Annotated in this window: 24 protein-coding genes and 1 tRNA gene; 16 read left to right on the top strand and 9 right to left on the bottom strand. The window is 65.8% G+C overall.

Annotated elements, in window-relative coordinates; genetic code table 11:
- Nucleotides 1-24 precede the first annotated feature (24 nt).
- The 5 genes from I5803_RS16215 to hrcA all read right to left on the bottom strand — a co-directional run bounded on the left by I5803_RS16215 (nucleotide 25) and on the right by hrcA (nucleotide 3,949).
- Entirely contained in the window at nucleotides 25-822 is a 798-nt protein-coding gene (locus I5803_RS16215) for a response regulator (protein ID WP_196987363.1), read from the bottom strand.
- Between the two features lie 52 nt (nucleotides 823-874).
- Entirely contained in the window at nucleotides 875-1,351 is a 477-nt protein-coding gene (locus I5803_RS16210) for a chemotaxis protein CheW (RefSeq protein ID WP_196987362.1), read from the bottom strand.
- Nucleotides 1,338-1,763, bottom strand: a complete 426-nt coding sequence (locus tag I5803_RS16205; protein ID WP_196987361.1) for a hypothetical protein — start codon at nucleotides 1,761-1,763, stop codon at nucleotides 1,338-1,340. Before I5803_RS16205 ends, I5803_RS16210 begins: the two co-directional genes overlap by 14 nt.
- 554 nt (nucleotides 1,764-2,317) lie before the next feature.
- The gene (locus I5803_RS16200; protein ID WP_196987360.1) at nucleotides 2,318-2,911 is read right to left on the bottom strand and encodes a GAF domain-containing protein; all 594 of its coding nucleotides are present in this window, start codon (nucleotides 2,909-2,911) and stop codon (nucleotides 2,318-2,320) included.
- A gap of 36 nt (nucleotides 2,912-2,947) precedes the next feature.
- Entirely contained in the window at nucleotides 2,948-3,949 is a 1,002-nt protein-coding gene (hrcA, locus tag I5803_RS16195) for a heat-inducible transcriptional repressor HrcA (RefSeq protein ID WP_196987359.1), read from the bottom strand.
- A gap of 81 nt (nucleotides 3,950-4,030) precedes the next feature.
- On the opposite strand from hrcA, the gene I5803_RS16190 reads away from it, so the two are divergent.
- The 3 genes from I5803_RS16190 to rapZ are packed head-to-tail and all read left to right on the top strand — an operon-like array spanning nucleotide 4,031 to nucleotide 7,450.
- Entirely contained in the window at nucleotides 4,031-4,924 is an 894-nt protein-coding gene (locus I5803_RS16190) for an NAD kinase (protein WP_196987358.1), read from the top strand.
- Nucleotides 4,921-6,582 carry a DNA repair protein RecN gene (recN, locus tag I5803_RS16185; RefSeq protein ID WP_196988589.1) on the top strand — a complete coding sequence of 554 codons (1,662 nt, stop codon included), beginning with the start codon at nucleotides 4,921-4,923 and terminating at the stop codon, nucleotides 6,580-6,582. The genes I5803_RS16190 and recN overlap by 4 nt, the downstream gene beginning before the upstream one ends.
- 4 nt (nucleotides 6,583-6,586) lie before the next feature.
- On the top strand, nucleotides 6,587-7,450 hold the full coding sequence (gene rapZ, locus I5803_RS16180) for an RNase adapter RapZ (RefSeq protein WP_196987357.1): 864 nt from the start codon (nucleotides 6,587-6,589) through the stop codon (nucleotides 7,448-7,450).
- Here the strand turns inward: rapZ and mutY are convergent.
- The 3 genes from mutY to mutM are packed head-to-tail and all read right to left on the bottom strand — an operon-like array spanning nucleotide 7,447 to nucleotide 11,308.
- A complete protein-coding gene (mutY, locus tag I5803_RS16175) occupies nucleotides 7,447-8,484 on the bottom strand; it encodes an A/G-specific adenine glycosylase (RefSeq protein ID WP_196987356.1) in 1,038 nt (345 codons plus the stop codon). The two genes, rapZ and mutY, sit on opposite strands and share 4 nt — an antisense overlap.
- Nucleotides 8,481-10,439: a dynamin family protein gene (locus tag I5803_RS16170; protein WP_196987355.1), complete on the bottom strand. Its 1,959-nt coding sequence runs from the start codon at nucleotides 10,437-10,439 to the stop codon at nucleotides 8,481-8,483. The genes mutY and I5803_RS16170 overlap by 4 nt, the downstream gene beginning before the upstream one ends.
- Nucleotides 10,440-10,495: 56 nt before the next feature.
- Nucleotides 10,496-11,308 (bottom strand): bifunctional DNA-formamidopyrimidine glycosylase/DNA-(apurinic or apyrimidinic site) lyase, encoded by an 813-nt coding sequence (gene mutM / locus I5803_RS16165; protein WP_196987354.1) that lies wholly within the window; start codon nucleotides 11,306-11,308, stop codon nucleotides 10,496-10,498.
- 60 nt (nucleotides 11,309-11,368) lie between these two features.
- Here mutM and I5803_RS16160 point away from each other — a divergent pair, with 60 nt between their 5' ends.
- From I5803_RS16160 to I5803_RS16125, 8 genes are all read left to right on the top strand, one after another.
- Nucleotides 11,369-13,117 carry a tetratricopeptide repeat protein gene (locus tag I5803_RS16160; RefSeq protein ID WP_196987353.1) on the top strand — a complete coding sequence of 583 codons (1,749 nt, stop codon included), beginning with the start codon at nucleotides 11,369-11,371 and terminating at the stop codon, nucleotides 13,115-13,117.
- Nucleotides 13,114-13,611, top strand: a complete 498-nt coding sequence (locus I5803_RS16155; RefSeq protein ID WP_196987352.1) for an outer membrane lipoprotein LolB — start codon at nucleotides 13,114-13,116, stop codon at nucleotides 13,609-13,611. Before I5803_RS16160 ends, I5803_RS16155 begins: the two co-directional genes overlap by 4 nt.
- Nucleotides 13,608-14,492 carry a 4-(cytidine 5'-diphospho)-2-C-methyl-D-erythritol kinase gene (gene ispE / locus I5803_RS16150; RefSeq protein ID WP_196987351.1) on the top strand — a complete coding sequence of 295 codons (885 nt, stop codon included), beginning with the start codon at nucleotides 13,608-13,610 and terminating at the stop codon, nucleotides 14,490-14,492. Before I5803_RS16155 ends, ispE begins: the two co-directional genes overlap by 4 nt.
- A gap of 21 nt (nucleotides 14,493-14,513) precedes the next feature.
- A tRNA-Gln gene (locus tag I5803_RS16145) sits at nucleotides 14,514-14,590 on the top strand.
- A 74-nt stretch (nucleotides 14,591-14,664) separates the two neighbouring features.
- Nucleotides 14,665-15,642 (top strand): ribose-phosphate pyrophosphokinase, encoded by a 978-nt coding sequence (locus I5803_RS16140; protein ID WP_196987350.1) that lies wholly within the window; start codon nucleotides 14,665-14,667, stop codon nucleotides 15,640-15,642.
- A 97-nt stretch (nucleotides 15,643-15,739) separates the two neighbouring features.
- A complete protein-coding gene (locus I5803_RS16135; protein WP_196987349.1) occupies nucleotides 15,740-16,474 on the top strand; it encodes a 50S ribosomal protein L25/general stress protein Ctc in 735 nt (244 codons plus the stop codon).
- A gap of 79 nt (nucleotides 16,475-16,553) precedes the next feature.
- Nucleotides 16,554-17,162 (top strand): aminoacyl-tRNA hydrolase, encoded by a 609-nt coding sequence (gene pth / locus I5803_RS16130; protein ID WP_196987348.1) that lies wholly within the window; start codon nucleotides 16,554-16,556, stop codon nucleotides 17,160-17,162.
- A 27-nt stretch (nucleotides 17,163-17,189) separates the two neighbouring features.
- Nucleotides 17,190-17,648 (top strand): hypothetical protein, encoded by a 459-nt coding sequence (locus I5803_RS16125; RefSeq protein ID WP_196987347.1) that lies wholly within the window; start codon nucleotides 17,190-17,192, stop codon nucleotides 17,646-17,648.
- On the opposite strand, the gene I5803_RS16120 is transcribed toward I5803_RS16125, so the two are convergent.
- On the bottom strand, nucleotides 17,641-17,913 hold the full coding sequence (locus I5803_RS16120) for a YfhL family 4Fe-4S dicluster ferredoxin (protein ID WP_196987346.1): 273 nt from the start codon (nucleotides 17,911-17,913) through the stop codon (nucleotides 17,641-17,643). The two genes, I5803_RS16125 and I5803_RS16120, sit on opposite strands and share 8 nt — an antisense overlap.
- Nucleotides 17,914-17,956: 43 nt before the next feature.
- Here I5803_RS16120 and I5803_RS16115 point away from each other — a divergent pair, with 43 nt between their 5' ends.
- Genes I5803_RS16115 through I5803_RS16095 form a run of 5 tightly spaced genes read left to right on the top strand, consistent with a single transcriptional unit; the run spans nucleotide 17,957 to nucleotide 23,178 of the window.
- Complete coding sequence (locus I5803_RS16115; RefSeq protein ID WP_196987345.1) at nucleotides 17,957-18,907, top strand: ABC transporter permease; 951 nt, start codon at nucleotides 17,957-17,959, stop codon at nucleotides 18,905-18,907.
- Nucleotides 18,904-19,728 carry an ABC transporter permease gene (locus tag I5803_RS16110; protein ID WP_196987344.1) on the top strand — a complete coding sequence of 275 codons (825 nt, stop codon included), beginning with the start codon at nucleotides 18,904-18,906 and terminating at the stop codon, nucleotides 19,726-19,728. The genes I5803_RS16115 and I5803_RS16110 overlap by 4 nt, the downstream gene beginning before the upstream one ends.
- A gap of 5 nt (nucleotides 19,729-19,733) precedes the next feature.
- Entirely contained in the window at nucleotides 19,734-20,753 is a 1,020-nt protein-coding gene (locus I5803_RS16105) for an ABC transporter ATP-binding protein (protein ID WP_196987343.1), read from the top strand.
- Nucleotides 20,750-21,610, top strand: coding sequence for an ATP-binding cassette domain-containing protein (locus tag I5803_RS16100; protein ID WP_196987342.1), 861 nt, complete (start codon nucleotides 20,750-20,752; stop codon nucleotides 21,608-21,610). Before I5803_RS16105 ends, I5803_RS16100 begins: the two co-directional genes overlap by 4 nt.
- Nucleotides 21,611-21,669: 59 nt before the next feature.
- Nucleotides 21,670-23,178, top strand: coding sequence for an ABC transporter substrate-binding protein (locus tag I5803_RS16095; protein ID WP_196987341.1), 1,509 nt, complete (start codon nucleotides 21,670-21,672; stop codon nucleotides 23,176-23,178).
- The last annotated feature ends 2 nt before the right edge of the window (nucleotides 23,179-23,180 follow it).

The raw sequence follows: 23,180 nt of genomic DNA, 5'->3' as shown, positions 1-23,180 counted from the left end.
GGGCCATGGGCCATGAAGAATGGATCAGGCAGCTTCCAGCTGCGGCGCCAATTCCCAGTGGCGGGCAATCGCCCGGTACAGCATCGCCGAGAGGGGCACGCCCGAAGCCGGCTTGTTCAGGAACCGGAACACATGGCCCTCGTTGATCAGGCGGCGTACCGCGCGGGCATCGCGTTCCCGGGTATGCACGATCGTCATGACGGCAGGTCTCTGGGCCTTGAGAGCGCTGATCAGTCCCAGGGTGCTGACGCCTTTCACCGAGCATTCGCACACCATCACCGCCAGCGAGCGGGCCTCGACCGACATGGCCGATGCCTCATCCACACTCCGTGCCCAGAGAACCTGGTGTGCCGAGCCGACAATGCCCTTGACCAGAGGCAATACGGAAGCGTCGTCGTCGAGCACGAGCACCGCCCCGCCCCGCCGCCCCGGGTGCCCGCGGGGGATTCTGTCGGGCGCAGTCATGGACAACGAAATCGAGGCGGCCTCGGAGACGAGGTGGAGCAGCTCCGCGTTGTTCCAGGGCTTGTTGATGAACCGGTAGGCCTCGCTGTGGTTGATCGAGTCCAGAACGGCCTGGTAGTCCGAATAGGCCGCGAGAAGAAGTCGCATGGCCTGCGGCTGCTGGTCTTTGACGCGCGCCAGAAACTGCGTGCCGCTCATGCCCGGCATGCGTTGGTCGCTGATCACGACATTGAACTGCTGCCGGCCGATGTACTCGATGCCTTCACGCCCACCGCAGGCGGTTTCGACCTGGAACTCTTCTTCGAGAAGCCAACGGAGGGAGCGCACCACAACGACTTCGTCGTCGACGCAGAGCACCGATGGCTTGTACCCGCTCGAGGTCATATGGCGCCTGGGCGGCCCCACGAAGTCATGAATCCTGCGAGATGCGAGTCCCAAACAGTCGTCGTGTGTCGATGATGGGCACAACGCAATCGCCTCTCAGGAAGAAAGCGAAGGCAAGGGTCGCGAGAACAGGCACGTCGGCAGGCATTTCGCAACGATCCGCGTCGCTGACCAGTGCGCCGGTCACCAGGCTTGGCGCACAGACGGCCCCATACTGCAGCGCGTGTCCCGATTCGGCCTGCCAGGAGAGAATCAGGACGTGGCCCGGCACGCCTGTGCTCAAGGCTGTGGAGCCCGCGATCAACAAGTGAAGATCAATCAGAGGAACGAGCTTCCCCGCCCACTCGATCAACCCGAGGCAGTGCGCGGGCTGTCCCGGAACCTCGAAGATCTCCGGCGTCTCGGCAAGGGCCACCGCGCAGTGTTGAGCGAATGCGACGGTATGCCCGGGCGCATAAGCGAGCAGCCGTGCGGGTACGGCCGGGGTGTCAACCTCTGTCATGGGGACCCTCTCCGGACAGCATGAACTCGAGCAAGCGACGCGAATCGCTTCGAAAGGCAGGACGACCGGCCACCAGGACATACCCATCGACGGGAGCGTCTACATGATCGAGCGCCTCTGGCAAGGGCATCAGGTTGAATTGGGCGCCGATGAGCACTCTGACGTCACTCCACGCGATGTGAATCGTGCTGCCGGTGAAGGCCATGGGCGTGAGCACAAAGCGACTTTTGGGGAAATCCGCCAAGGGGCGCAGGCGGCGTGAAGGCGCGACGATAAGCTGGCTGCGGCCTTCCTCACCTGCGGCGAACAGTCCCGGCACTTCGGTCAGTGAGAGGTCGCCGGCGACGTAGTTGATCGCGCCGATGCCGTCCAGCGGCAGCAGCACCGACAATTCGTCGGCGCGAGCCAGCATGAAGTTTCCAGAGATGGGGCCCATGGCATCATGCAGCCACAAGGACCGACTCGATCGCGTCCAGGAGTTCCGCGTCGTTGTACAAGCCGGTCCCACCCGCGCGCTTGCGGGCGATTTTGAGTGCAATCCACAACCCCTGATGCTCCCTCGGTCGCAGACGGCAAGTGGTAGGGCGTGTTGGACTTGAACCAACGACCAAAGGATTCAGGTTTGCGCAGGTCACCCTGCTCCCCGGACTATCTCACCACCCTCGACGCTTGCGCTCGTTAGGGTGCCGGGCGCTCATGGACGTTTATCGGATCGGCTCCTCACGTCCTAGTCTCTGCACCTTCCCACCTACTGGCCGTCAGGCCCGCCTTCGGTGGGCTTGGCTCAGGATTGACTCCCGAGAGAGTTTTCCCTGAATTCACCCGGTTTTTCCACGGTCGCTTTCGCGGCCGGGTCACTCTTTGCGAATGAGTCCTCTGCTCTAACCAACTGAGCTAACGCCCCACGGTTCAATGGTACTCCACAGTCAGCACGCCCCGCCGGGACACGGAAAGCAGTCCTGCCGGTCAGGAGAACCGCCAGGGCTTTCCCTTGCTGGCGTCGGAAGGCTCCACCGGCTGCAGTTCGAGCGAACGCCCCATCCCAGCCCTTTGCAGGTCGTCGGCCAGCACTTTCGCGGCAATCTGGAGCCTGCGCAAGTCGAGCGGCGTAACGTCTTTCTGGACCTGCTGGCTGAAGCAGCAGAGCGTTCCGTAAACCTCGCCGTTGTTCAGGACCACAGGCGTACTCAAGTGGGTTCCGATATCGAAGGCGACTTCGGGCGCCTGGCCAGCCTTGGACACTTCCCGCCCGTCTTCGATGAATCCCGGCAAACGCCCGTCCACCACGTATTGGCACCACGCCTTCTCGAGCGGGTCCGACTGGCCGGCGACGACCAACGTCACGTTCGGATCGCTCTCCACGACCCGAAAGGTGCGCTTGCCTCCGGAAAACTGCGAGACGAAGGCGACGTCCATGTTCAGGTGTTGCCGCAGGATCTGGAGCGCTTCCGAAACCTTGGGGTGCAGGAGGGGGTCCGCGGAGTCGCTCGTGGCGGTGAGCAACTCGGCGACGCGGACATCGATGTCATCGGGATCGTAGTCCAGGAAATGCAGGGCCATGACTGATTTTCGGGGTGGGGGAAATCTGAGGCAGATCTACTTGTGATGGCTCAGCGCGTTGCTGACGAGCTTCGACGTGATGTCGACGATCTGGATCATCCGATCGTAGGGCATGCGCGTCGGACCGATCACACCCAGGGTGCCGACGATCTGCCCGTCCACCTGGTATGGCGCGCTGACGACCGACAACTCCTCGAAAGGCACGACCTGGCTCTCGCCCCCGATGAAGATCCGCACGCCCGCGGCCTGGCTGGAGATGTCGAGCAGGCGCATCAGCTGCGTTTTCTGTTCGAAGAGGTCGAAGGCGCGGCGCAAGTGACCCATGTCGCTGGAGAAGTCGCTCACGGCGAGGAGGTTTCGCTCACCGGAGATCACGACCTCGTCCTGCTGGGCCATGGCATCGCTGCTGGCCTGCACTGCCGTCTGCATCAGCGAGGCGATCTCGCTCTGCAATTGCTCCACCTCGGTCTTCAGGCGCTCGCGCACCTGCTCGATCGCCATTCCGGCATAGTTCGCATTGAGGAAATTGGCCGCCTCGATCAACTGGCTCTGTGTGTAGTCGCCTTCGGTGAAGACGACGCGGTTCTGCACGTCTCCATCAGGCGACACGATGATCACGAGGTAGCGCTTTTCCGACAGCCTCAGGAACTCGATGTGCCGAAACACCGAGCTGCGCTTCGGCGCCATCACCACCCCCACGAACTGCGAGAGGTTGGACAGCAAATGCGCGGCATTGGCGATCACCTTCTGGGGCTGGTCCGCCGGCAGGCTGGGCGTGGCGAACTGCTCGCGCTGGGCGGTCAGCATCGTGTCCACGAAAAGCCGGTAGCCGCGCGCCGTCGGAATCCTGCCCGCCGAGGTATGCGGGCTGGCGATGAGGCCCAGCTCCTCGAGGTCGGACATCACATTGCGGATCGTGGCCGGCGACAGGTCGAGGCCGGATGCGCGCGACAGGGTGCGCGATCCCACGGGCTGGCCCTCGGCGATGTATCGCTCGACCAGGGCTTTGAGCAACAACTTGGCGCGGTCATCGAGCATGTCGGGTGATTTTAGCGACGGCATGGCGCGCGCAATGCGGTTCGTGCCTGACACTGGGGGATTTAGTGATGTAATTTGCCGATGAAATCCAAGTTCCGCCAGGTGGCGCTGATCGGGAAGTACCACACGGCCGTGTCCGCCGCGGCGGCGGGCTCGACGCGCGTCGCCCTGGAGGGCATCGCGCACTTCCTCGGCTCCATGGGATGCGACGTGGTGTTCGAGCGCGAAACCGCGGCCACCGCCGGCATTACGGGTTACACGATGCTCGACGTGCCGGCGATCGGGTCGGCTTGCGACCTCGTGCTGGTGGTGGGCGGCGACGGGACGATGCTGGGCATCGGGCGGCAGCTTGCGAAGCACGGTGTACCCCTCATCGGGATCAACCAGGGGCGCCTGGGCTTCATCACCGACATCCCCCTGGACCATTACCGCGACGCACTCACCCAGATGCTGGGCGGCGACTACGAGGAAGACCACCGCAGCATCATGGAAGCGCGAGTCATGCGCGACGGCGACTGCGTTTTTCATGCAATGGCGATGAACGACGTGGTGGTGAACCGCGGAGCGACGTCGGGCATGGTCGAGCTGCGGGTGGAGGTCGACGGGCACTTCGTCGCGAACCAGCGCGCGGACGGCCTGATCGTGGCAACCCCGACCGGCTCGACCGCCTATGCGCTTTCCGCGGGCGGGCCCCTCCTGCATCCTTCCACGCCCGGCTGGGTCCTGGTGCCCATCGCGCCGCATACGCTGTCCAACCGCCCCATCGTGCTGCCCGATGCGTCGGAAGTAACCATCGCGCTGGTGTCGGGGCGCGATGCAAGCGCCAATTTCGACATGCAGTCGCTCGCGTCGCTGCTCCATGGCGACCGTATCACCGTCAAGCGGTCGCAGCACCGCGTGCGCTTCCTGCATCCGCGTGGATGGACGTATTTCGACACGCTGCGCAAGAAGCTTCACTGGAACGAGGGAAACTGATGCTCAAGAGGATCGCCCTGCGCGATTTCGTGATCGTGCGCGAACTGGACCTGGAACTGGAAGGCGGCTTCGGCGTGCTGACCGGCGAGACGGGCGCGGGCAAGTCCATCCTGGTCGATGCGCTGCAGCTGGCGCTCGGCTCGCGGGCAGAGAGCGGCGTCGTCCGGGAAGGCGCATCTCGCGCGGACATCACTGCCGAGTTCGACCTTCCCCCTTCCCTGGCACCGTGGCTGGAGGAAGCAGGATTCGAATCCGACGACGCCCTGCTGCTCCGCCGCAGCATCGACCTGCAGGGAAAGAGCCGCGCGTGGATCAACGGCACCCCCGCGACGGCCACGCAGCTGCGCGAACTTGCCGAGCAACTCGTGGACATTCATGGGCAGCACGCATGGCAAAGCCTCACGCGCCCCGACGCCGTGCGCGGCTTGCTCGACGGGTATGCGGGCGTCAGCACGCAGGCGCTCGCGCAACTGTGGCAGCGCTGGCGCGCCGCCCAGAAGACGCTGGCCGACGCACGAGCCGCGCAGGACTCGCTGCAGCGCGAACGCGAGCGGCTCGCCTGGCAGATCGGGGAAGTCGAAAAGCTGGGCCCGGGCGCCGACGAATGGGACGAGCTGAACACATCGCACGCGCGCCTTGCGAATGCCCAAGCGCTGCTCGAAGCGGCGCAGGGCGCGCTGGACTTGCTCGAAGCCGATGAATCCGGCGCCACGCGCAGCCTATCGCAGGCCCAGGGCCAACTGCAGGCCCAGGAACACGTGGAGCCGCAATTTCGCGACCTCGCCGCGGTGCTGGCATCCAGCCTGGCCCAGGTGGAAGACGCCGCACATTCGTTGCACGCCTATTTGCGCAAGACCGAGCTGGACCCGGCCGGCCTGGCCGAACTCGACGAACGCATGTCCCTGTGGATGTCGCTCTCGCGACGGTACAAGCGAGCCCCCGCGGAACTCCCGGGACTGCTCGCTTCCTGGAAGGAAGAGCTCCTGAAGCTCGACGCCGCCGCCGACCTCGCAGCGCTCGAAGCGGCGGAACAAAAGGAAGCCGACGCGTTCATGACGGAGGCCCGAGCGCTTTCGAAAGCGCGGATGAAGGCCGCGCCGCAATTGGCCAAGGCCGTGACGCTCGCGATGCAAGGTCTCGGGATGCAGGGCGGGCGTTTGGAGATCGCGCTCGAGAAGGCAGCGCAGCCTACCCAGGGCGGCCTGGAGGAAATCTCATTCCTCGTTGCGGGCCATGCGGGCACCACGCCGCGCCCCGTGGGCAAGGTCGCGTCGGGCGGCGAACTTTCGCGCATCGCCCTCGCCATCGCAGTCACCACCAGCCGGCTGGGAACGGCGCAGACACTGATTTTCGACGAGGTCGATTCGGGCGTGGGCGGCGCGGTCGCCGAAACCGTCGGGCGCCTCATGAAGCAGCTCGGCCGGGATCGGCAAGTGCTCGCCGTGACGCACCTGCCCCAGGTCGCTGCCTGCGCGGACCATCACCTCGTGGTCGCCAAACAATCGGACAAGTCGGGCCCATCCAGCACCGTGACATCGGTACAAGGTGAGCAGCGCGTGGCGGAGATCGCCCGCATGCTGGGCGGCGAGCATCTGTCGGGCACCACGGTTGCGCACGCAAAGGAAATGCTGGGCAGCGTCGGTGCGAGGGTGAAATAAGACCATGGCTCTCGAGATCGTCCTCATCACAGGCATGTCCGGCTCCGGAAAGTCGGTCGCGCTGCGCGCGCTGGAGGACGCGGGCTATTACTGTGTCGACAACCTGCCGCCGGAATTGCTCGGCGCTTTCGTCGCGCTGGAGCAGCAGGCCAGCGCGGAGCGCGTCGCCATCGCGGTCGATGTGCGCAGCGCGACCTCGCTGCCACAGGTGCCGGCGCAACTGCGCGCGTTGCGCCAGCAAGGCGTGGTGCTGCAGTCGCTTTTCCTGGACTCCACCACCGAAACGCTGGTGCGGCGCTTTTCGGAGACGCGGCGCCGCCACCCGCTGTCGACCAATACGGCGCTGGACCAGCAACATGCGCTGGTCGAAGCCATCGAGCTCGAACGCGAGTTGCTCGCCGACTTGCGCGAACACGCGCAGGTAATCGACACGAGCGTCATCCGCGCCTCGCAGCTGCAGGCCTATGTGAAGTCGTTGCTCTCCGCACCCGCCAGCCAGCTCACGCTGGTTTTCGAGTCTTTCGCATTCAAGCGCGGCGTTCCCGTGGATGCCGACTACGTATTCGACGTGCGCATGCTCCCCAACCCGCATTACGAACCTGGACTGCGAGACCTGACGGGGCGCGACGAGCCGGTCATCGCCTTCCTGCGCCGGCAGGAGGACGTCCAGCGGATGTACTCCAGGATCGAGGCTTTCCTCGACGAATGGCTGGAGCCTCTCGCGCGGGACCACCGCAGCTATGTCACGGTCGCGATCGGTTGCACCGGAGGGCAGCACCGATCGGTGTATCTCGTGGAGCAACTGGCGGCGGCGTTCGGGGCGCGCTGGACCACGCGCCGGCGCCATCGCGAACTGGACGGGCGCTAGGCCTGCAGCAGCTTGCGGATGGGGGCAGGCAGCCCGAGACGATCCCAATCGGCTTGGGCATACCAGGCGCCCGCCGATTGCAATGTAGATCCGGGCAGTTCGACTTCCACGGGATGCAAGTGCAAATCCTTGTGGGTCAGCACGTGGAGGAAGGGCTCGCCGTCTTCCAGCTTCGCGATCAGCGACGTCGGCAGCGCGGCCTGCAGCGCGTCCCGGCTTTCGAACACCGGAAGGCAGTAAAGGCCTGCCCAGATCCCCTTCGGCGGCCGCCTTTCCAGCCACACGCCACCCTCTTGCGATCGCGCGCGCAGCAGCCACAGCGATTGCGCGCTGCGCTTGAGCTTTCTCGTCTTGACGGGATAGCGTTCAGGCTCACCCTGCGCCCGAGCCGCGCACATATCGCGCACCGGGCAAAGCAGGCATGACGGACTGCGCGCGGTGCAGATGGTCGCGCCGAGGTCCATCAAGCCTTGCGTGTACCGGGGCATGGCCTCGTTCAACGCTCTCGCCGGCAACAAGTCCTGCGCGTGACCCCACAGCACGCGCTCGTTCGCGGCGCTGGCCAGGTCCGCGTCGAACGCCAGGACGCGCGCGAGCACTCGCTTGACATTCCCATCCAGGATGGCGATGCGTTCGCCGAAGCAGAACGACGCGATCGCCGCCGCGGTCGACCGGCCGATTCCGGGCAGCGTCCGCAGCTGCTCCGCGCTGCGCGGAAACTCGCCCCCGTGCAAGGCCACCACATCCTTCGCGCAGCGGTGCATGTTGCGCGCGCGGCTGTAGTACCCGAGCCCGCTCCACAAGCCGAAAACTTCGTCCTCACTCGCCGACGCCAGCACGCGCACGTCGGGGAAGCGCTCGAGGAATCTCGCGTAGTAGCCGAGGACGGTCGCGACCTGGGTTTGCTGCAGCATCACCTCGGACAACCAGACGCGGTACGGATCGCGGAGGCCCTGCCAGGGCAAGCCCGCGCGGCCGTGGGTTTGTTGCCACCGGACGACACGGCCGGAAAAACCGGCCGGCAGCGTGTTCATGCCGGCTGCAGCGCAGGCTCGGCGGGGGGCGCGCCTTCGGGGATGTCGATGAGGTGGCCGGTGAGCTCGGTCAGTTTCAGGTCGAGCTGGTCGAGGGCATGTTCCTGCGTCGCGATCTCCGTGATGCGGTCGTCGAGACCGCTCGCCGCCTGCTGGATGCGTTCGATGGCTTCGATGCGGCGGCCGAAATTTCGGCGGCGTTCGCGCAGTTGGGCATCGAGCTGGGCGGCCGCGGACTTGTTCCACAACTCGACCTCTCCCAACGCCGATTCGTAGACCGTGCGGAGCCGGGTCGCCAGCGCGCGCACCAGACGGTCCGCGAACTCGGGCTGTGCAAGCCGGAATGCATTGCCGATCCCCAGGTACTGGTTGTGGCTTCGCTCCACGAGGTCCAGGTCGCGGATGAAGCGCTCGAGGTCCGGCTCACGCGGCGCCTGCAGCGAAAAGCCATATTCCGCATTGAGCTGGCGGAACGTGCCCGTCAGCATCGTCTGGATTTCCGCGCTGGTGGACTGGGCCGTGCGCAAGCCCGAGCGCATCCGCTCGAAAGTCGCGGCGTAGGCCTTCTTCACGCCGAGCTTGATGCCGGGCTGGCGCAAGGCGGTGGTGAGCTCGGCCATCTCCGTCTTGAGCGTGGCGGTGCCCAGCAGCACGAAGACTTCGCGAAGCAGCTTCAGGTGCACCGAACGCACGGCGTGGATGCGGGCGCCGCTCACATCGAAGTCCCCCTGCTCCTGCTCGATGCGCGCACGCATGTGCTTGATGACGGACGTGTTCTTGCCGCGCAGGCCCTTGAGCTCCTGCATCTGCTCGGCGAGGTCGCGGCGGCGGATGTGGATCGCACGGCCCGCCTCCGTGCGCAGTTCGCCGATGCCGCCGGACACCGCCGCGCGAAGGATCCGCTGGCGCTGGCCCATCACACCCTGGCTGAGGGCGCGTTCCAGCACGGGCAGCTGGCTGGCTTGCAATAGCTGCGCATCGTCGTTGACCTTGGCGACGAGCCCCTTCTGCGCGGACACGGGGATGACCTGTTCCTTCGGCAGCCCGAGGATTTCAGCGGAGGTCGCGCGCTGGCGGTCGATCTGCGCCTGGACCTGCACCGGGGTGGAAAGCGAATCCCACATCGTGTCGATCTTGTTCAGGACCACGAGGCGCGACTCGATGTTGTCCGCCTCGGTGATGAGGTGTTCACGCCAGATCGAGAGATCGGACTTCGTGACGCCTGTGTCCGCCGCGAGGATGAACACGACGGCGTGCGCCTGCGGAATCAGGTTGACCGTGAGTTCGGGTTCCGCGCCGATCGCGTTGAGTCCGGGCGTGTCGAGGATGACCAGGCCCTGCTTGAGCAGCGGATGCGCGATGTTGATGAGGGCGTGGCGCCAGCGCGGAATTTCGACCAGCCCCTGCGAGTTGACCATCGGGTTTTCGGTCGGCGCGTCGTCGTGCCAGAAACCCAGCGCCTTCGCTTCTTCCTTCGTGACGTGCCGGATCTCCGCCACCTTCTCGAAGGCCTTCGCAAGTTGCGCCGGGTCGTTCACGTCGAGGTCGACGCGTGTCCACTTTTCGGGCACGGCGCGCCATTCCATCAGCGCCTGCGGCTGCAACCGGGTCTCGATCGGCAGCAGCCGAAGGCAAGGCGGGACGTCGCCGTCGTAGCCGAGTTCGGTCGGGCACATGGTCGTGCGCCCGGCGCTCGCCGGCATGATGCGGCGCTTGTAACCGGCGAAGAAGATCGCGTTGATCAACTCGGACTTGCCGCGCGAAAACTCGGCGACGAAGGCAACCATGACCTTGTCGGAGCGCATCTGCGTCTCGAGGCGGCGCAGGCGCTCCTCGACCGCGGAGTCGAGCAGGTCGTGGTCCTTGAGCCATTCGGACAGCAGCTTCAGACGCAGGGCGAACTCGCGCCGCCAGTGGCCATGCTGGTCGAATTGTTCGTTGAAGGAGGTGCCCACTCAGAATCCCGGATTGTTATTTTGAATATAGCATCAGGCTCCTCTGTACGCAGCCATCATTTCTGGCAATGCGGGCAGTAGAACGTGGAGCGCTGTCCCTGCCGTATCGCCTTGATGGCGGTGCCGCATATGCGGCACGGCAATCCCTCGCGGTCGTACACCATGGCCTCGAGCTGGAAGTAGCCGCTCTCGCCCTGCGCACTGGAAAAATCCCGCAAGGTACTCCCGCCCTTGGCCACCGCGCGCGCCAGCACCTCGCGTATCGCCGCGTGCAGCCGGTCCGAACGGGCTCTCCCGATGCGGGAGGCCCGCGTCGTGGGCCGGATGCGCGCGAGAAACAGCGCTTCGGACGCGTAGATATTTCCCACACCCACCACGATGTCCCCCGCCAGCAGGACCTGTTTCACGGCCGCGTTGCGCTTTCGCAAGCCTGCGTGGAATGCTTCCGCACCGAAACCGGCCTCAAGGGGCTCCACCCCCAACGCGCCCAGGAGCTTGCGCGCGACAGACGAGTCCTCCGCGGGCGCGTAAACCACCGCGCCGAAGCGGCGCGGGTCGTTCAGCCGGAGCGCGCCGCGCGTCGTCTCCATGTCGAAATGGGTGTGCGGACCGGGCTCGGGCTGGGTGGGAGAGAAATTCAGGCTGCCGGACATCCCGAGATGTAACAGGAGAAGACCCTCGTCGAGGTCCAGCAACAGGTATTTCCCCCGGCGGCGCACCTGCAGGATCCTGCGCCCCTCCAGCAGGCGGGGGTCAATGCCGAGCGGCCAACGCAGCGCTTTGCCCATGCGCACCGCCAGGATCGTGGCACCGGCGATCCGGTCGGCAAAACTCAGGCGGGTAACTTCGACTTCCGGCAGTTCGGGCATGCTGGGGTAGGGATGGGCGCGGGGGGGTACGGGTCAGGGGGCTTGGATTATTATGGTTCGATGAAGCGAATCCCCCCTGCAGCAGCCGCCTTACTCGCGCTTTTCCTGGCGCTTGGCGCCGCTGCGCAACCCGCCGACAAGCCAGACGACGAAGACGAAACGCCAGCGATCAACTCGCCGCTGGACGCCAGCCTCTTCTATCAGCTGCTGCTGGGCGAGATCAACGCCCGCGGTACCGAAGCCGAGCCCGGCACCGGCTTCGCGCTGATGCTGGACGCCGCGCGCAAGACGAACGACCCCGGCCTGTACCAGCGGGCGATGGAAATCGCCTACCAGAACCGCTCCGGCGAGGACGCCTTGCAGGCGGCGCGCGCATGGAAAGCCGCGCATCCGCAGTCGCGCGAAGCCAATCGTTTCGTGTTGCGCCTGGTGCTGCAGCTCAATCGCGTCGCGGAGAGCGTCGAGCCGCTCAGGACGGATTTGGCGCTTGCGAGCGAGAAGGACCGCGACGCGGTGTTCGCGATCATTCCGCAGGCCTATGCGCGGGCCAGCGACAAGAAGCTCGCAGCCAGCGTGGTGGAACAGGCGCTCGCGGACTACCTCAACCAGCCGGCGACTGCGGCTGCCGCGTGGACCGCGGTGGGACGCGTTCGCCTGGCCGCCGGCGACACCACGGGCGCGCTCGAAGCGGCGCGGCGCGGGCAGGCCGCGGATGCGCGGGCGGAAGGCCCCGCAATGCTTGCCATCGAGTTGATGGACCCAAAACTGCCGCAGGCCGAAGCACTCGTGCGGCGCTACATGGAGTCGAAGCCGCTGCCCGAGATGCGCATGAACTACGCGCGCGCGCTCCTGGACGCGCAGCGCTACGCGGAAGCGTCTCAGCAATTGAACGTGGTTACGGCGGAGAAGCCCGACTATCCGCAAGCCTGGCTTGCGCAGGGCATGCTGCAGTTGCAGGACAACAGTGACGCGGCCGCCGAAGCTTCGCTCAAGCGCTACATCGAACTGGCGCAGGCGCAACCGGCGGGCGAGGAACGGGCGCGTGGACTGGCGCAGGCGTACATGTCGCTCTCGCGCGTTGCCGAAAAGCGCAAGGACTTCGCACTTGCCGGCGCTTGGCTCGACCGCATCGAAAATGCGCAGGACCTGCTGGCGGCGCAGAACCGCCGCGCATCCATTCTGGCCAGGCAGGGCAAGCTGGACGAAGCACGCAAGCTGCTGCGAGCCCTTCCCGAGCGCAACGCCGACGATGCGCGCATGAAACTCACGGCGGAAGTGCAACTCCTTCGCGACAACAAGCAATACAAGGCTGGTTACGACCTGATCGCCCAGGCGGCGGCGCGCCAACCCTTCGACGCGGACCTCGTTTATGAGCAGGCGATGCTGGCGGAAAAAATGGGCAGCCTGCCGGAAATGGAGCGCCTGCTGCGGGAGCTGATCGCGGCCAAGCCCGATTACCACTCGGCGTACAACGCGCTTGGCTATTCCTTCGCGGAGCGCAATGTGCGATTGCCGGAAGCCAAGCAGCTCATCCAGAAGGCGCTGAGTTATGCGCCGGACGACCCCTTCATCAGCGACAGCCTCGCGTGGGTGGAATTCCGCATGGGCAACAAGCCGGAAGCGCTGAGGATCCTGGACGTGGCTTACAAAGCGCGGCCCGACGCGGACATCGCCGCCCATCTTGGGGAAGTCCTGTGGAGCCTGGGACAGCGCGATCGAGCCACAGCGATCTGGAAGGAAGGCCTGCTGCTCAACAGCGAAAACGAAACCTTGCAGGAAACGCTCAAGCGCCTGCGGGTCAAGCCATGACCGGCGCCCGTCTGCGGGTGAGCCTGCTGGCCGCATCGGCTCTGTTCCTCGCAGGGTGCGCCAGCGCCCCGAAGACCGAGCGGGCGTTGGCGCAGGACGAGGGCCCCTGGAGCGGCCGGCTCGCATTGCAGGTGGAGGGCAACCAGAGCCAGTCGTTCGCGGCGGGCTTCGACCTCCGTGGCAACGCCGCCAGCGGCGAGCTGACGCTGAGCAATCCCCTGGGCGGCACACTGGCCGTACTGAGTTGGGCGCCGGGCAGTGCGATGCTGCGCAATGGCGGGCAGACGCGCCAGTTCGAATCGGTCGACGCCCTCGTGGCCCATGCCACGGGGTCGGCGATCCCTGTCGCGGCGCTCTTCGACTGGCTCCGCGGCACGAACACGCCCGTGCCGGGCTGGCAAGCCAACCTCAGCCTGCTCCCGCAGGGCCGGCTGAGCGCGCATCGCACGCACCCCCAGCCCGAGGCGGACCTTCGCATCGCCCTCGAGCGATGAAGGCGATCTACGACGTCCCGGCGCCGGCCAAGCTCAACCTGTTCCTCCACGTGACGGGGCGGCGGGACGACGGCATGCACCTGCTGCAGTCCGTCTTCATGCTGATCGACTGGTGCGACACCCTGCATTTCGAAGTCCGACCGGACGCCACCGTGTCCCGGGAAGATCTCGGCCGCCCGTTGCCGCCCGACGATCTGGTGCTCCGCGCGGCCCGCGCCCTCCAAGTTGCATCCGGCACACGGCTGGGGGCGCATATCGGCATCGACAAGCGCCTGCCGGAGCAGGCGGGAATGGGCGGGGGCTCGTCGGATGCAGCCAGTTGCCTGCTGGCCCTCAACCGCCTTTGGGGCGCTGGCCTGTCCCTGCCGGCGCTCGCCACGATCGGCCTCACGCTGGGGGCGGACGTCCCCTTCTTCCTCGGCGGATACAACGCGTGGGTCGAGGGGATCGGGGAGTCGCTGACGCCCGTGCGCCTGCCTCCCGGGCGGTTCGCCGTGGTCAAGCCGCCGCAGGGGCTGCCGACCGCGGGAATCTTCGGCCATCCCAGGCTGACCCGCGACAGTGAGCCTGCTATAATTTCAGGCTTTGCTGCAAACCCGGGGCCGGATGCCTGGAATGACATCTGGAAGTTCGGCCGCAACGATTTGCAAGGCGTCGCCCAGGAGCTTTGTCCCGGCGTCACCCAGGCCCTCGATTGGCTGGGGTCGCAGGGATTGAGCGGTCGGATGACCGGTTCGGGAAGCGCGGTTTTCGCGCATCTGGGTGCCGGAAAGTCCCTGAAAGCGGCGCCTGAAGGTTGGTTGGCACGTGAATGCGGCAATTTGGAGGCTCATCCTCTGGCGGGATGGGCTCCCAGCGACGATATATCGGTTGGCGGCTGAATTTCAGCTTCCGACCCGTGTAGGGGAGTCGCCAAGTTGGTTAAGGCACCGGATTTTGATTCCGGCATACGAGGGTTCGAGTCCTTCCTCCCCTGCCAAAATATGAGAAGCGCGGTCCTCGGGCCGCGCTCCTCGAATCAAGGCAAGTAACTACATATCGCTGGGACCGCTCATGCAGGTTGTTCCTCATCCCGACTTCATGGTGTTCACCGGCAACGCCAATCCGGCGCTCGCGTCGGAAATCGCGGGGCATCTGGGCATTTCCCTGGGAGCGGCCAGCGTGGGGCGTTTTTCCGATGGTGAAGTCACCGTCGAGATCAACACCAACGTTCGCGCGCGCGACGTCTTCGTGGTCCAGTCCACCTGCGCCCCGACGAACGAGAATTTGATGGAATTGCTGATCATGGTGGACGCGCTCAAGCGCGCGTCCGCCGAACGGATCAGCGCCGTGATCCCGTATTTCGGCTACGCCCGCCAGGACCGCCGCCCGCGCTCGTCGCGCGTGCCGATCTCGGCGAAGGTGGTGGCCAACCTGCTGCAGACGGTCGGGGTGTCGCGCGTGCTGACGATGGACTTGCACGCCGACCAGATCCAGGGGTTCTTCGACATTCCCGTGGACAACATCTATGCGTCGCCGGTGTTGCTGTCGGATGTGCGATCGAAGAATTACGAAGACCTGATCGTGGTCTCGCCCGACGTCGGCGGTGTGGTTCGCGCCCGGGCGCTGGCCAAGCAGCTGAACACGGATCTCGCGATCATCGACAAGCGCCGCCCGCGGGCGAACGTGAGCGAAGTGATGCACGTGATCGGCGAAATCGAAGGCCGCAACTGCGTGATCATGGACGACATGATCGACACGGCCGGCACGCTGGTGAAGGCCGCCGAGGTGCTCAAGGAGCGCGGCGCGAAGAAGGTTTATGCCTATTGCACGCACCCGATCTTCTCGGGGCCGGCGATCGATCGGATCGCCAACGGCGCGGCGCTGGACGAAGTGGTGGTAACCAACACCATCCCGCTGTCCGACGCGGGCCGCACGTGCAAGAAAATCCGGCAGCTCACCGTGGCGCCGCTGATCGCCGAGACGATCCAGCGCATCGCGAAGGGCGAGTCGGTGATGAGTTTGTTCTCGGACCAGGAAAACCTCTTCTAGGGTTGCCGGTTCGGGTGCATCGTGGCTTGCCTCGTCGGGGCGGGCCTTTTTTAACCGGAGTCACACTGGTCGCGGTGGATTCCTTTTGGAGTGAACTATGAAATTCGTCGCTTTTGAGCGCGCAAAGCAGGGCACGGGTGCGAGCCGCCGTCTCCGCAATACGGGCAAGACCCCGGGCATCGTCTACGGCGGTGAAGGCCAGCCGCAACTCATCGAGCTGGACCACAACGCGTTGTGGCATGCCCTGAAGAAGGAAGCCTTCCACTCGACCATCCTGGAAATGGAACTCGGCGGCAAGGCCGGCAAGGTCCTGCTGCGCGACGTGCAATACCACCCGTACAAGCAGCAGGTCACCCACATCGACTTCCAGCGCGTGGACGCCAAGACCAAGCTGCACATGAAGGTGCCGTTCCACTACGTCAAGGCCGAGGAATCGCAGGCCGTCAAGTTCGAGAACTGTGTCGTCAACCACGTCATGTCCGAACTCGACATCTCCTGCCTGCCGGCCGACCTGCCCGAGTTCATCGAGGTGGACCTGTCGGGCATGAAGAAGGGCATGTCCCTGCACCTGAACGAGATCACGCTGCCCAAGGGCGTGACCGCCGTCACGCGCGGCAAGCCGAACCCGGTGATCGTGTCGATGGTGCTCACCGGCGGCGAAGAGCCGGCGGATGCGACCGCACCGGCGGCCGACGCAGCTGCTCCCGCAGCGGATGCCAAGGCCGCACCGGCCGGCAAGGGTGCTCCGGCTGCCAAGGGCGATGCGAAGGGTGGCGACAAGGCCGCTCCCGCCGCCAAGGCGCCCGCTGCCAAGGCACCTGCCAAGAAGTAAATTCTTCACAGGCTCCTGGCGTCAACGGCCCGCTTCGGCGGGCCGTTTTTGTTTCGAGGCCCGACCCGATAATCCCACCATGATCAAACTGTTCGTCGGTCTCGGCAATCCCGGAAGCGAATACGAAGCCACGCGCCATAACGTCGGCTTCTGGTGGGTGGATGAACTCGCGCGAGAGCTCAAGGTGCAGCTCACGTCCGAACGCAGCTACCACGGGCTGGTGGCACGCACCACGATCCATGGCCAGACCGTGTGGCTGCTCGAACCGCAGACCTTCATGAACCTGTCCGGAAAATCCGTCGCGGCACTCGCGCGCTTCTTCAAGATCGCGCCCGAGGAGATCCTGGTCGTGCACGACGAACTCGACGTCGTGCCGGGCCAGGCCAAGCTCAAGTTCGGCGGCAGCCACGCCGGCCACAACGGCTTGCGCGACATCCACGCACAACTCGGCACCGGCGATTACTGGCGCCTGCGCCTGGGCATCGGCCATCCGGGCGTGAAGTCCGAGGTGATCAACTGGGTGTTGAAGAAGCCCGCGCCCGACCAGCGCGAAGCGATCGAGGATTGCATGGCGCGCACCTTGAAGGCCGTGCCCGCGATGCTGGCGGGTGAGATGGAAAAGGCGACGCTGCTCGTGCACACCAGCAAGCCGCCCCGGCCCAAGCCGCCACGCCCCGAAGGCCTCTGACAACAGGAACCACAGGAAAGGGAGAACATGAAGAACAACAACCTGCACCGCCTCGTGCGGCTTGCTGGGCTCGCGGCCGCGGCTTCCGTCTTTGCGCTGCCGGCGTCAGCGGAAGGCGTCTACCGGTGCGGCTCCAGCTACAGCCAGGAGCCCTGCCCCGGCGGCAAGCTGGTCGTGGTGGACGACCCGCGCAGCCAGGCACAGCGCACGCAAACCAGCGAGGCCTCAAAGCGCGATGCCAAACTCGGTGACGCCATGGAAAAAGCACGGATCAAGGAAGAGGCCAAGCCTGCGCAGGCCTTGCTGCCGCCGCCAAAGGCCGAGGAGCCGGCGACGGCGCGGGAGCCGCAGATCACGACGATCAAACCCTTGAAGGCCAAAGGACAAGCCAAGGCGAAGAACCCCGAGTTCTTCACAGCGACCGCGCCTGCAAAGCCTGCCGACAAGACCGCAAAAAAGTCCGCGAAGAAGAAATCGGCTAGCTAGCCGACGGCGGGTTCGCCGCCTGCGCGGTGAGGCGGCGATACCTTTCCCACAGCGTCTCCCGGCTTTCGATGTGCTCCGGGTTGATGGGGATGCAGGCCACGGGGCACACCTGCACGCACTGCGGCTCGTCGAAGTGCCCGACACACTCCGTGCACTTGGCCGCATCGATCTGGTAGATCTCCGGGCCGAGGAAGATCGCTTCGTTCGGGCACTCGGGCTCACAGACATCGCAGTTGATGCACTCGTCGGTAATCATCAGTGCCATGCCGAGGTTCTCCGGATTCAGTTCTGGCATTATCGGCGGCTTCATGAGCTTGTTCCTCTTCAAGCGCCTCATCACCCTGGTCGCGACGCTGGTTGGCGCTTCCATCGTCGTGTTCCTGGTGCTGGAAATCCTTCCCGGCAATGCTGCTCAGATCCTCATGGGGCCGGACGCGTCTCCCGAGGCCGTGCAGGCTCTGGCCGTAAAGCTCGGCATCGACCAGCCGCCGGTGCAGCGCTACTTCCACTGGATCGGCGGCATGCTCACCGGCGATCTGGGGCTGAGCTACGCCTACAGCTCTCCCGTGACCGAGCTCGTCCTGGAGCGGCTCAGCCTGACCGTGCCGCTGGCGTTGATGGCCATGTCGATCACCACGGTGCTGGCCCTGGCGGCAGGCATCTTCGCCGCGGCGCGGCACAACAAGCTGGGCGACGTGGGCGTGATGGGGCTGTCGCAGGTGGGCATCGCGATCCCGAATTTCTGGTTCGCGATCCTGTTGATCCTGCTGTTCTCGGTACACCTCAAGTGGTTCTCCGCCGGCGGCTTTCCCGGTTGGGATGAAGGCATCCTGCCGGGGCTGCGCGCGCTCATGCTGCCCGCCATTTCGCTCGCCGTGGTGCAGTCCGCGATCCTCGCGCGGATCACGCGCTCGGCCGTGCTGGAAGTGATGCGCGAGGATTTCGTGCGCACGGCGCGCGCGAAGGGCGTCTCGCGCCGGGGCACCATGTGGCGGCACGTGCTGCGCAACGCGATGATCCCGGTGATCACCGTGATGGGCCTGCAGTTTGCCGAGTTGCTCGCCGGGACCATCGTCGTGGAGAACGTCTTCTACCTGCCCGGGCTCGGGCGGCTGATCTTCCAGTCGATTTCCAACCGCGACCTCATCGTGGTGCGCAACTGCGTGATGCTGCTCGCGGCGATGGTCGTCATCGTCAACTTCGTCGTCGACATGCTCTACGCCGTGATCGACCCCCGGGTGAAAGCCAGCGACATATGAAACGCGCCTTCGCCCACCGCAGCTTCGTCATCGGCGCGATCCTCAGCATCCTGCTCGTGCTGGCTGCCCTGCTGTCCTTCGTCTGGACGCCCTACTCGCCCTACGACATCGACATACCTTCGAAGCTGCTGCCGCCGAGCGCGGCGCACTGGTTCGGCACGGACCCCTACGGGCGCGACGTCGCATCCCTGCTGCTCGTCGGCGCCCGCGCCTCCATCGCGGTGGGCGTCATCGCGGTCAGCATTGGCCTCGTGATCGGCACCGCGTTCGGCCTCCTCGCCGCGGCGCGGCGCGGCTGGACCGAAGAAATCATCATGCGCATCGCCGACTTCGGCTTCGCCTTCCCGGCGATCCTGTCGGCCATCATGCTCACCGCCGTGTTCGGGCCCGGCATGGTCAACGCGATCATCGCCATCGGCATCTACAACATCCCCACGTTCGCGCGGATCACACGCGCCTCGGCCAACGCGGTCTGGTCGCGCGAGTTCGTGCTGGCGGCGCGCGCCTGCGGCAAGGGCGCGTTCAGCATCACGATGGAGCACGTGCTGCCCAACATCCTTTCGGTGCTGATCGTGCAGGCCACCATCCGCTTCGCCATCGCCATCCTCGCGGAGGCGGCCCTCTCGTATCTCGGGCTCGGCACGCAGCCTCCGCAACCGTCGTGGGGCCGCATGCTGAGCGAAGCGCAGACCATGCTCTTCCAGGCGCCGATGCTGGCGGTGTTCCCTGGCGTCGCCATCGCACTGGCGGTGATGGGGCTCAACCTGCTGGGTGACGGCCTGAGCGACCTGTTCGACCCGCGCCTGGCGAGGAAGCGTTGACGGCCATGTCCCTGCTCGAAGTACGCAACCTCCACGTCAAGCTGCGGACGCACCGTGGCCCGGCCTATGCCGTGCGCGACGTGAGCTTCAGCCTCGAGCGCGGGGAAACGCTGGGCCTCGTGGGCGAATCGGGATGCGGCAAGTCGATCACCGTGATGGCGCTGATGGGCCTCCTGCCCGAAGGCGCGGAAGTCACCGGCAGCATCCGCTTCGACGGCGAGGAACTCGTGGGCAAGAGCGACGCCGCCCTCTGCGCGATCCGCGGCGATCGCATCGGCATGATCTTCCAGGAGCCGATGACGGCGCTCAATCCCGTTCACAGCATCGGCCGCCAAGTGGCCGAGCCGCTGCGCCTGCATCGCGGAATGTCGGCCGATGCTGCGCGCAAGGAAGCGATCTCGCTGCTCGACCGCGTGGGCATCCCGGACGCCGCGCGGCGCATCGATGCCTATCCGCACCAGTTCTCCGGCGGCCAGCGCCAGCGCATCACGATCGCGATGGCGCTCGCCTGCGGCCCGCAGCTCTTGATCGCCGACGAACCCACCACCGCCCTCGACGTGACGATCCAGCGGCAGATCCTCGAGCTGATCGCCGACCTCGTCGCCGAGCGCGGGATGGCACTGATGCTCATCTCGCACGACCTCGGCGTCATCGCGCAGAACGTCGAACGCATGATGGTGATGTATGGCGGCAGTGTCGTGGAAAGCGGCGACACGGAGTCGGTGTTCAGGCACCGCGCACACCCGTACACGCTGGGCCTGTTCGCGGCCCGCCCCGGGTTGCGCTCCGTCAAGGGGCAGCGGCTGATGACGATCGCGGGGACGGTGCCCGAACTGGCGGACCTGCCGGCGGGCTGCCCGTTCGCGGGGCGGTGTGCGTTCACGATCCCCGAGTGTCATGTCACCGCGCCACCGCCTGTCGAAATCGAAGCGAGGCATGAGGCTCGCTGCATCAGGCTGCAAGACGTGGCGCGCGCTGCCCTCACCCCAACCCTCTCCCAGGGGGAGAGGGAGGAGCAGCCATGACAGCGCCTCTACTGGAAGTCGCAAATCTCGTGCGTGAGTACACCATGCCGCGCGAGAAGCTGTTCGAGCCGCCGCCCAAGGTTCACGCCCTCAACGGGGTGAGCTTCACGATAGAGGCGGGGCGCAGCCTGGGCATCGTCGGCGAATCGGGGTCGGGCAAGTCCACGCTCGCACGCCTGGTGATGGCGCTGGATGCGCCGACCCGCGGCACGGTGAAGCTGCTCGGGCGGGACCTGCAAGCGTTGCCCAAGGAAGAATTGCGCCTGGCCCGGCGCGACATCCAGATGGTCTTCCAGGACCCGTACGGCTCGCTCGATCCGCGCCAGACCATTGAGCGCATCGTCACGGAACCGCTCGCGGCGCAGCGCGGCACGTCGCGAGACGACATGCATCGCCTGGCTCGCGAGACGCTCGAATCGGTGGGCCTGCGCGCCAACGACCTCGGCAAGTACCCGCATGAATTCTCCGGGGGCCAGCGCCAGCGCATCGCGATCGCCCGCGCGCTCATCACGCGCCCGCGGTTGATCGTCGCCGACGAGCCGGTGAGCGCGCTGGACGTCTCCGTCCAGGCGCAGGTGCTCAACCTGATGCAGGACCTGCAGGCGCAGTTCGGCGTCACCTATATGCTGATCAGCCATGACCTCGCCGTGGTCCACCACCTGTGCGAAGACGTCGCGGTGCTGTGGCAGGGCAGGATCGTCGAGCAAGGCCCGCCCGAGCGGCTGTTCAGCGCCGCGGAACATCCCTACACCCGTGCCCTCCTCGACGCGGTGCCGAGAGCGGAGCCCACGGCGCGGCCACGGCGGGCGGGCGACCCGCAAAACCCCCTTGCCACGCCGGACCCATCTCGGGGATGATGGCAGGCACGCCCCGCACGGGGCACACTCACTCTCGTTGACCTGACCTGGAGTTCCACATGTTGAAGCGCCGTACCGTTCTCTCGCATTCCGCCACCCTCGCCGCGCTGGCGAGCGTGCCGCTGGCCGTCTCCCAAAGCGCCATGGCGCAGGGACGCAAGGACTCGATGACGCTGGGGATGGGCCTCGAGCCGACGGGCCTGGACCCGACGGCAGGCGCCGCCTCGGCGATCGCCGAGGTGACGCAGTACAACGTCTACGAAACGCTGACGAAGATCAATTCGGACGGCACCGTGACGCCGCTCCTGGCCGAAAGCTGGGAGGTTTCGCCCGACCTGCGCACCTACACCTTCAAGCTGCGCAAGGGCGTGAAGTTCCAGAACGGCGAACCCTTCAACGCGCAGGCGGTGAAGTTCTCCTTCACGCGTGCCGGCGGGGAGAAGAGCACGAACAAGGACAAGCGCACCTTCGCCAGCATGGAGGCGGTACAGGCCGTCGACGACTACACCGTCGTCGTGATCAACAAGGAACTCGACCCCGACTTCCTGTTCCTGATGGGCCAGGCCACCGCGATCATCGTGGAGCCCAAGAGCGCGGACACCAACGCGACCAAGCCAGTGGGCACAGGCCCCTATATGCTCGAGAGCTGGGCCAGGGGCTCCTCGGTGACCCTCGCCAAGTGGGACGGCTACCGCAACGCCTCCGCGATCAAGCTGAAGAAGGTCACCTTCCGCTTCATCTCCGACCCGGCGGCGCAGGTGGCCGCGCTGCTCGCAGGCGACCTCGACGCGTTCCCGCGCGTGACGGCACGCGGCATCTCACAGTTCAAGGAGAACCCGAAGTACCAGGTGGTGATCGCGGGTTCGCGCGCCAAGACCATCCTCGCGATCAACAACAAGAAAAAGCCGCTGGACGACGTCCGTGTGCGCCGCGCGATCTCCATGGCCATCGACCGCAAGGCGGTGATCCAGGGCGCCGCGGAAGGCTACGGCGCGCCGATCGGCAGCCACTACGTGCCCGGCGCCTTCGGCTATGTCGACACCACCGCGGTGAACGGCTACAACCCCGAGAAGGCAAAGGCGCTGCTGAAGGAAGCCGGCGTCACGACGCCGCTGGAACTCACCATCACGCTGCCCCCGCCGCCGTATGCGCGCCAGGGCGGCGAGGTGATCGCCTCGCAACTGGCGAAGGTCGGGATCACGGCCAAGCTGCAGAACGTGGAATGGGCGCAGTGGCTTTCCAATACGTACGGCGGCGCGCACAACTACGACATGACGATCATCTCGCACGTCGAGCCTTTCGACCTCGGCAATTTCGACAAGCCGGACTACTACTGGAACTACAGCTCGCCGAAGTTCAAGGACCTGTACAACAAGTACAAGACTTCGCCCCGCGCGGCGGACCGCGCCAAGCTGGTCGGCGACATCCAGCGCCTGCTCGCCGACGACTGCGTCCACGCATTCCTGTACCAGCCGCAATGGGTCACCATCGCGAACAAGGGCGTGAAGGGCCTGTGGAAGGACATGCCCGTCTTCGTGAACGACCTCGGCGCCATGTCCTGGGCCTGAAC

It is taken from the genome of Caenimonas aquaedulcis (genome assembly GCF_015831345.1).
GTDB classification, from domain to species: Bacteria; Pseudomonadota; Gammaproteobacteria; order Burkholderiales; family Burkholderiaceae_C; genus Ramlibacter; species Ramlibacter aquaedulcis.
This window is presented reverse-complemented; position numbering and strand designations above follow the sequence as displayed.

Bases quoted from the DNA above. Each gene is read 5' to 3' on its own strand.
- I5803_RS16210 (WP_196987362.1), bottom strand. From the start codon at position 1,351: ATGACAGAGGTTGACACCCCGGCCGTACCCGCACGGCTGCTCGCTTAT.
- I5803_RS16205 (WP_196987361.1), bottom strand. From the start codon at position 1,763: ATGCTGGCTCGCGCCGACGAATTGTCGGTGCTGCTGCCGCTGGACGGC.
- I5803_RS16200 (WP_196987360.1), bottom strand. From the start codon at position 2,911: ATGGCCCTGCATTTCCTGGACTACGATCCCGATGACATCGATGTCCGC.
- hrcA (WP_196987359.1), bottom strand. From the start codon at position 3,949: ATGCTCGATGACCGCGCCAAGTTGTTGCTCAAAGCCCTGGTCGAGCGA.
- I5803_RS16190 (WP_196987358.1), top strand. From the start codon at position 4,031: ATGAAATCCAAGTTCCGCCAGGTGGCGCTGATCGGGAAGTACCACACG.
- rapZ (WP_196987357.1), top strand. From the start codon at position 6,587: ATGGCTCTCGAGATCGTCCTCATCACAGGCATGTCCGGCTCCGGAAAG.
- mutY (WP_196987356.1), bottom strand. From the start codon at position 8,484: ATGAACACGCTGCCGGCCGGTTTTTCCGGCCGTGTCGTCCGGTGGCAA.
- mutM (WP_196987354.1), bottom strand. From the start codon at position 11,308: ATGCCCGAACTGCCGGAAGTCGAAGTTACCCGCCTGAGTTTTGCCGAC.
- I5803_RS16160 (WP_196987353.1), top strand. From the start codon at position 11,369: ATGAAGCGAATCCCCCCTGCAGCAGCCGCCTTACTCGCGCTTTTCCTG.
- I5803_RS16155 (WP_196987352.1), top strand. From the start codon at position 13,114: ATGACCGGCGCCCGTCTGCGGGTGAGCCTGCTGGCCGCATCGGCTCTG.
- ispE (WP_196987351.1), top strand. From the start codon at position 13,608: ATGAAGGCGATCTACGACGTCCCGGCGCCGGCCAAGCTCAACCTGTTC.
- I5803_RS16140 (WP_196987350.1), top strand. From the start codon at position 14,665: ATGCAGGTTGTTCCTCATCCCGACTTCATGGTGTTCACCGGCAACGCC.
- I5803_RS16135 (WP_196987349.1), top strand. From the start codon at position 15,740: ATGAAATTCGTCGCTTTTGAGCGCGCAAAGCAGGGCACGGGTGCGAGC.
- pth (WP_196987348.1), top strand. From the start codon at position 16,554: ATGATCAAACTGTTCGTCGGTCTCGGCAATCCCGGAAGCGAATACGAA.
- I5803_RS16125 (WP_196987347.1), top strand. From the start codon at position 17,190: ATGAAGAACAACAACCTGCACCGCCTCGTGCGGCTTGCTGGGCTCGCG.
- I5803_RS16120 (WP_196987346.1), bottom strand. From the start codon at position 17,913: ATGGCACTGATGATTACCGACGAGTGCATCAACTGCGATGTCTGTGAG.
- I5803_RS16115 (WP_196987345.1), top strand. From the start codon at position 17,957: ATGAGCTTGTTCCTCTTCAAGCGCCTCATCACCCTGGTCGCGACGCTG.
- I5803_RS16110 (WP_196987344.1), top strand. From the start codon at position 18,904: ATGAAACGCGCCTTCGCCCACCGCAGCTTCGTCATCGGCGCGATCCTC.
- I5803_RS16105 (WP_196987343.1), top strand. From the start codon at position 19,734: ATGTCCCTGCTCGAAGTACGCAACCTCCACGTCAAGCTGCGGACGCAC.
- I5803_RS16100 (WP_196987342.1), top strand. From the start codon at position 20,750: ATGACAGCGCCTCTACTGGAAGTCGCAAATCTCGTGCGTGAGTACACC.
- I5803_RS16095 (WP_196987341.1), top strand. From the start codon at position 21,670: ATGTTGAAGCGCCGTACCGTTCTCTCGCATTCCGCCACCCTCGCCGCG.